Origin of the sequence: Streptomyces durbertensis (assembly GCF_014156695.1) — a bacterium.
GTDB lineage: Bacteria > Actinomycetota > Actinomycetes > Streptomycetales > Streptomycetaceae > Streptomyces > Streptomyces durbertensis.
Genome location: NZ_WMLF01000349.1, coordinates 1 through 5,817, shown reverse-complemented (window position 1 = coordinate 5,817; position 5,817 = coordinate 1). Strand labels below are relative to the sequence as shown.

At 73.1% G+C, this 5,817-nt stretch carries 5 protein-coding genes; 2 read left to right on the top strand and 3 right to left on the bottom strand.

All coding sequences use genetic code 11. The features are described 5' to 3' along the window. The first annotated feature begins 273 nt into the window (after positions 1 to 273). Both GL263_RS19965 and GL263_RS19960 read left to right on the top strand, forming a co-directional pair. A complete protein-coding gene (locus GL263_RS19965) occupies positions 274 to 1,605 on the top strand; it encodes a TrkH family potassium uptake protein (RefSeq protein WP_228456679.1) in 1,332 nt (443 codons plus the stop codon). Continuing rightward, a complete protein-coding gene (locus tag GL263_RS19960) occupies positions 1,602 to 2,336 on the top strand; it encodes a potassium channel family protein (RefSeq protein WP_228456678.1) in 735 nt (244 codons plus the stop codon). The genes GL263_RS19965 and GL263_RS19960 overlap by 4 nt, the downstream gene beginning before the upstream one ends. 197 nt (positions 2,337 to 2,533) lie before the next feature. On the opposite strand, the gene GL263_RS19955 is transcribed toward GL263_RS19960, so the two are convergent. From GL263_RS19955 to GL263_RS19945, 3 genes are read right to left on the bottom strand one after another with little or no spacing between them, the layout of a single operon-like run. After that, on the bottom strand, positions 2,534 to 3,394 hold the full coding sequence (locus tag GL263_RS19955) for an SDR family oxidoreductase (RefSeq protein ID WP_182857106.1): 861 nt from the start codon (positions 3,392 to 3,394) through the stop codon (positions 2,534 to 2,536). Then, on the bottom strand, positions 3,391 to 5,070 hold the full coding sequence (locus GL263_RS19950; protein ID WP_182857105.1) for an FAD-binding dehydrogenase: 1,680 nt from the start codon (positions 5,068 to 5,070) through the stop codon (positions 3,391 to 3,393). Before GL263_RS19950 ends, GL263_RS19955 begins: the two co-directional genes overlap by 4 nt. Beyond that, complete coding sequence (locus GL263_RS19945) at positions 5,067 to 5,735, bottom strand: TetR/AcrR family transcriptional regulator (RefSeq protein ID WP_182857104.1); 669 nt, start codon at positions 5,733 to 5,735, stop codon at positions 5,067 to 5,069. Before GL263_RS19945 ends, GL263_RS19950 begins: the two co-directional genes overlap by 4 nt. Between the last annotated feature and the right edge of the window lie 82 nt (positions 5,736 to 5,817).

Sequence of the window (5,817 nt, the reverse complement as noted above, 5' to 3'; positions counted from 1 at the left end):
GTTCCGGTTCGGCGGGCCGGCCCGCCGAACCGGAACACTAGCCTCCGCCCGAGCCGGGTCGAACACCGCCCCCACCTGCGCTTCCAGGCTGCCGGCGGCAGGCGTCAAAGCGGCGTCAAGGTTCTCGGGTCCGGGCAGTAAAGGTGGTTTTCCGGCCATCCGACGGAGCTATGGTTCCCGTCGGCCCACCGGGAAGCGCCCGGGGCATGAGGTCCGTATGTCTGGGAACGGTGCGACGTGGCAGGTCTGACGTTGGGCCGGATGCTCTTTCGGATGCATCCGGCTCGGGCGGTGGTCATGGCGTTCGCCGTCACCATCGTGGCCGGCGCCACCCTGCTGGCACTCCCGGTGGCGGCTCGCGACGGGCAACCCACCGACCTTGTCCAGGCGCTGTTCACCGCCACCTCGGCGGTCTGCGTCACCGGGCTGGTGGTCGTCGACACCGGCGAGCACTGGAGCGGCTTCGGGCAGGGGGTCGTACTGGCGCTCATCCAGGTCGGCGGCTTCGGCATCATGGCGCTGGCCTCCCTGCTCGCGCTGCTGATCGCCGGCAAGCTGCGGCTGCGGATGACACTCTCCGCGCAGACGGAGACCAAGAGCCAGGGCATCGGCGACGTGCGGCGGCTGCTGACCCGGGTCGCGCTCGTGACGCTGGTGGTGGAGGGCGTCACCGCCGTCGTGCTGACCCTGCGGTTCTTCCTGCACCACGGGACGCCCTTCCCCGAGGCGGTGTGGGACGGCGTCTTCCACTCGATCTCGGCGTTCAACAACGCCGGGTTCAGCCTGAACGCGGACAGCCTGGTGCGCTACGCCACGGACCCGTGGGTCACGCTGCCGATCGCCGTCGCGGTGATCCTCGGCGGACTGGGCTTCCCGGTGATCATCGAGCTGTTGCGGCACCGGGCGCGCCGCCGCGCCACCGGCCGGATCGCCTGGTCGCTGCACCTGAAGCTCACGGTGGCGACCACCGCGCTGCTGCTGTTCCTCGGCTCCCTGCTGACCCTCTTCCTGGAGTGGTCGAACGGCGCCACCCTCGGCCCGCTGCACACGGGCGAGAAGGTGCTGAACGCGTTCTTCCACTCCGCGATGAGCCGCACGGCCGGCTTCAACGCGGTCGACGTCGGCTCCATGGAGCAGGCCACGCTGCTCACCACCTGCGTGCTCATGTTCATCGGCGGCGGCAGCGCCGGCACGGCCGGCGGCATCAAGGTGACCACCTTCGCCGTGCTGGGCGCGGCGATCCTCGCCGAGGTGCGCGGCGAGCCGACGTCCGGCATCTTCCGGCGCAGGCTCGCCCCCCACGTGCTGCGCCAGGCGCTGACCGTGGCGCTGCTAGGCGTCGGCCTGGTGATAGGCGCCACGATCGCGTTGCTCACTCTTGTGGACCACGAGTTCGAGGTCGTGCTGTTCGAGGCCGTGTCCGCGTTCGGCACGGTCGGACTCTCGGCCGGTCTCACCGGCGAACTGCCTGCCCTTGGCGAGCTGATCGTGATCCTGCTGATGTTCGTGGGCCGGATCGGACCGATCACCCTCGTGTCCGCGCTCGCCCTGCGCGAGCGCAGCCAGCGCTTTCAGCATCCCGAAGAACGACCGATCATTGGATGACGATGGGAACCTTCCTCCACGGGCTGCGTGCGCGCGGCAAGAAGAAGAAGCGGGGAGCCGGTGCCGGACGCCCGCCGGGCGGCGAGCAGCGAATAGCCGTGATCGGACTCGGCCGCTTCGGCAGCTCGCTCGCCACCGAGCTGATGGCGCGGAAGTGGGACGTCGTCGGCCTGGACGAGAGCGAGCGGCGGGTGCAGCGCCACCGCGATCTGCTCACCCACGCGGCCGTCGCCGACGCCACCGACGACGAGGTGCTGCGGCAGCTCGGGGTGCACGACTTCTCCAGCGCGGTCGTCGCGATCGGGTCGGACGTCGAGGCCAGCATCCTGGTCACCTCCAACCTGCTGGAGGCCGGTGTCCCCAACGTGTGGGCCAAGGCCATCAGCCGCCAGCACGGCATGATCCTCGAACGCCTCGGCGCACACCACGTGGTGCTTCCCGAACACGAGATGGGCGAACGCGTCGCCCATCTGGTGACCGGCCGGATGCTGGACTTCATCGAGTTCGACGACGACTACGCGCTGGTCAAGACGGTCGCCCCGAGCGTGGCGACGGGTGTGCCGCTGGGCCGGACCGGGGTCCGCAACACCTACGGCGTCACCGTCGTCGGCATCAAGCGCTCCGGCCAGGACTTCACGTACGCCACGGCGGAGACCGTCATCCAGCCGGGTGACGTCATCGTCGTGACCGGCCGGACACAGGCCGTGGAGAGCTTCGCCGAACTGGACTGACTCGCCGGCGCCGGGGCCGGCGCGGCGCCTCAGCGCGCGTGTCCCGGCCCCGGTAGTGCGGCACCGCTTCCTGCGCGGCCGGCACCACCCCGCACGCCTACCGGGGCACCTTCCGCGGCACGGCCCCCGGTGCCCCGCCGCAGCCGGCCACCGCGTGAAGCATCGGTGTCCCTCGGCGGTTGAGCGGGTTGCCCGGTTCAGCGCAGGCCGTGCCGCCGGGAGACCATCAGCTCCGCCGCCGACCTCGGCAGCAGCCGCCGCAGGGCAAAAGCCAACGGCGCGTTGCTGCCGACCGCGTACAACTGCTTCGGCCGCGACGCCTCGACCGCCCGGACGACCGTCGCGGCGACCCGTTCCGCCGGGACGCCGCCGCGCTCGTTGGCGTTCAGCGCCGCCAGCATCGTGCGGTAGCCGTCGGCGTACGGCGACCCCGGAGCCAGGTGGCCGGTGCGGCGCTCGCTGATACCGGTGTTGACCGCGCCGGGCTCCACGGTGGTCACCGCCACGCCGAACCCGGCGACCTCCCGCCGGGCGGCGGACGCGAAGCCGCGCAGCGCGGCCTTCGACGCCACGTAGGAGGAACGGTAGGCGAGCGGGAAGCTGGCGAGCATCGAGCCGACCATCACCACGCGCCCGTACCGCCGCTCCCGCATCCCCGGCAGGACCAGCTGGGTCAGCCGGACGGCACCGAAGACGTTGAGCTGGAACACCCGCCGGACCAGCTCCATGGGCAGCTCCTCCAACGGGCCGCTCTGGCTCTCCCCGGCGTTGTTCACCAGGATGTCCACCGGCCCCGCCGCCGCGGCGCAGGAGACGAGGGAGGACTCGTCGGCGAGGTCGAGCGGCAGGTACTCCACGCCCGGCAGCGGCTCGGCCACCGCGGCCGGGTCCCGGCTGGTGCCCAGCACGCGGTGGCCGCGGGCCACCAGCGCGGCCGCCACCGCCGCCCCGATCCCTGAGGACGCGCCCGTGACCAGCGCCGTCCGGCCGGTCGGCGGGACCGGAGGCGTCGGCGCTGGCGGCTCTGTCGGCGGGGTCGGTGGGGTCGGCGGGGTCATGCGAGGCTCCGGGCCAGGGCGCGGCCGGCGGCGCGGCCCGAGAAGACGCAGCCGCCGAGGAAGGTGCCCTCCAGCGCGTTGTACCCGTGCATGCCGCCGCCCCCGAACCCGGCGACCTCGCCGGCCGCGTACAGCCCGTCGAACGGTGAGCCGTCCGGCCGCAGCACCCGCGAGTCCAGGTCGGTCTCCAACCCGCCCAGCGTCTTGCGCGTCAGCACGTGCAGCCGCACGGCGATCAGCGGGCCGTGCGCGGGGTCGAGGAGCCGGTGCGGGCGGGCGACCCGGGTGATCTTGTCCGGCCAGTAGGTGCGCGCGTTGCGGACCGCCATCAGCTGGAGGTCCTTGGAGTACGGGTTGCCCACCCCGCGGTCGCGGGCCTCGACCTCCGCCTCGACCCGCGCGTAATCCAGCGGCGCGTCCGGGGTGAGGGCGTTCATCCCGTCGACGAGTTCCCGCAGGGACCGCCGGACCACGAAGTCCTCGCCGTGGTCGAGGAACGCCTGCACCGGGCCGGGCGCGCCGCCCCGCACCCGGTTGAGCACCATCCGCAGGTCCTTGCCGGTGATGTCGGGGTTCTGCTCCGAGCCGGAGAGCGCGAACTCCTTCTCCACGATCGAACGGGTCAGCACGAACCACGAGTGGGCGTGGCCGGTCGCGAGGATGTGGCGCAGCGTCGCCAGCGTGTCGTGACCGGGGAAGAGCGGCGCCGGAAGGCGGCGACCCGTCGCGTCCAGCCACAGCGAGGACGGGCCGGGGATGATCCGGATGGCGTGGTCCGGCCAGACCGGGTCCCAGTTGCGTATGCCCTCCGTGTAGTGCCACATCCGGTCCCGGTTCACCAGCGAACCGCCGGCGTCCTCGGTGATCCGCAGCATCCGGCCGTCGACGTGCGCCGGGACGCCGGTGATCATCGACTCCGGCGGCGGGCCCATCCGCTCGACCGGCCAGTTCCGCCGGATCATGGCCTGGTCCCCGCCGATACCGCCGGACGTCACCACCACGGCCTGCGCCCGCAGCTCGAACTCGCCCACCGCCTCCCGGCCGGACGCCGCCCCCCGCGGTTCCGCCGACGGCGCGAGGACCGAGCCGCGCACCCCCACCACCGCGCCGCCCTCCACGAGCAGCCCGTCCACCCGGTGCCGGTGGCGGAAGTCCACCAGCCCGCGCGCGGCCGCCGCGCGCACCGGCTCCTCGAACACCCGCACCACCTCGGGGCCTGTGCCCCAGGTGAGGTGGAAGCGCGGCACGGAGTTGCCGTGACCCGTCGCCGTGCCGGCGCCGCGCTCCGCCCAGCCGACCGTCGGCGTGAGGCGCAACCCGAGTCCGTGCAGGTAGCGGCGCTTCTCCCCGGCCGCGAACTCCACGTAGGCGCGGGCCCACTGACGGGGCCAGCGGTCCTCCCGCTCCCGGTCGAAGCCGGCCGACGCCGACCAGTCGGACCAGGCCAGCTCGACCGAGTCCCGGATGCCCATCCGGCGCTGCTCCGGGCTGCCCACGAGGAACAGGCCGCCCAGCGACCAGAACGCCTGGCCGCCGAGGTTCGACTCGTTCTCCTGGTCGACGACAAGGACCCGGCGGCCGGCCCGGGTGAGCTCGTAGGTGGCCACCAGGCCGGCCAGCCCCGCGCCGACGACGATGACGTCGGCGGCCTCACGGGTGTCGGAGGTACTGCTCACTGCGGCTCCTCGGGCTCGGCGGGGACGGGCGACGCGGCGGGCTCGTTCGGCATGCCGCCGTCGTCCGGTGCGCTGTCGTCGTCTGGCGTGCTGTAGGCGTCGAGGACGTGCAGGAACAGCTGCTCCCGCTGGCCGCGTACCGACCTGCTGTCCGGTTCCATGAGCACCTGCACGGAGGTGCCGTCGTGCACCGCGACCAGGGCGCGGCCCAGCGCCTCCTCGTCGGTGACCCGGCGACCCGCGCGGGTCAGCGCGGCGACCACGACCGGCATGATCGTCTCCAGGATGGCCTGCTCCCTGGCGGCCACCACGCGCCGCAGTGCGGGATGGCGCAACGCGTGCGCGGTGAACTCGGCGGTGACCCGGTACCAGGGGTCGTCGACCGGGACGGCGGCGAGCGCCGCGTGCAGCGCCGCCTCCGGAACGTCGGGCGAGACGTCGGCGAGCGCCGCCCGCAGATCGTCCAGCATGCGCGCCGAGCGCTGCTCCCACATGGCGAGGAACAACTCGTCGAGGGAGGTGAAGTTGGAGTAGAAGGCGCCCCGGGTGAAGCCGGCCCGCTCGCAGACCTGCTCGACCGTGGAGCGGCCGAACCCCTCCTCGGCGAAGACATCCAGCGCGGCGTCGAGCAGCCGCTGCCGGGTCCGCGCGCGACGCGCGCTCACCGGTGGGGCGTCGCCGTCCGGCCGTGGCTCGGAAGCGGAACGGGGCTCGGAGCTGGGACGGGGCTCGGAGGCGGAACGGGGG

Coding starts and splice junctions, on each gene's coding strand:
- GL263_RS19965 (WP_228456679.1), top strand. CDS start 274: ATGCATCCGGCTCGGGCGGTGGTCATGGCGTTCGCCGTCACCATCGTG.
- GL263_RS19955 (WP_182857106.1), bottom strand. CDS start 3,394: ATGACCCCGCCGACCCCACCGACCCCGCCGACAGAGCCGCCAGCGCCG.
- GL263_RS19960 (WP_228456678.1), top strand. CDS start 1,602: ATGACGATGGGAACCTTCCTCCACGGGCTGCGTGCGCGCGGCAAGAAG.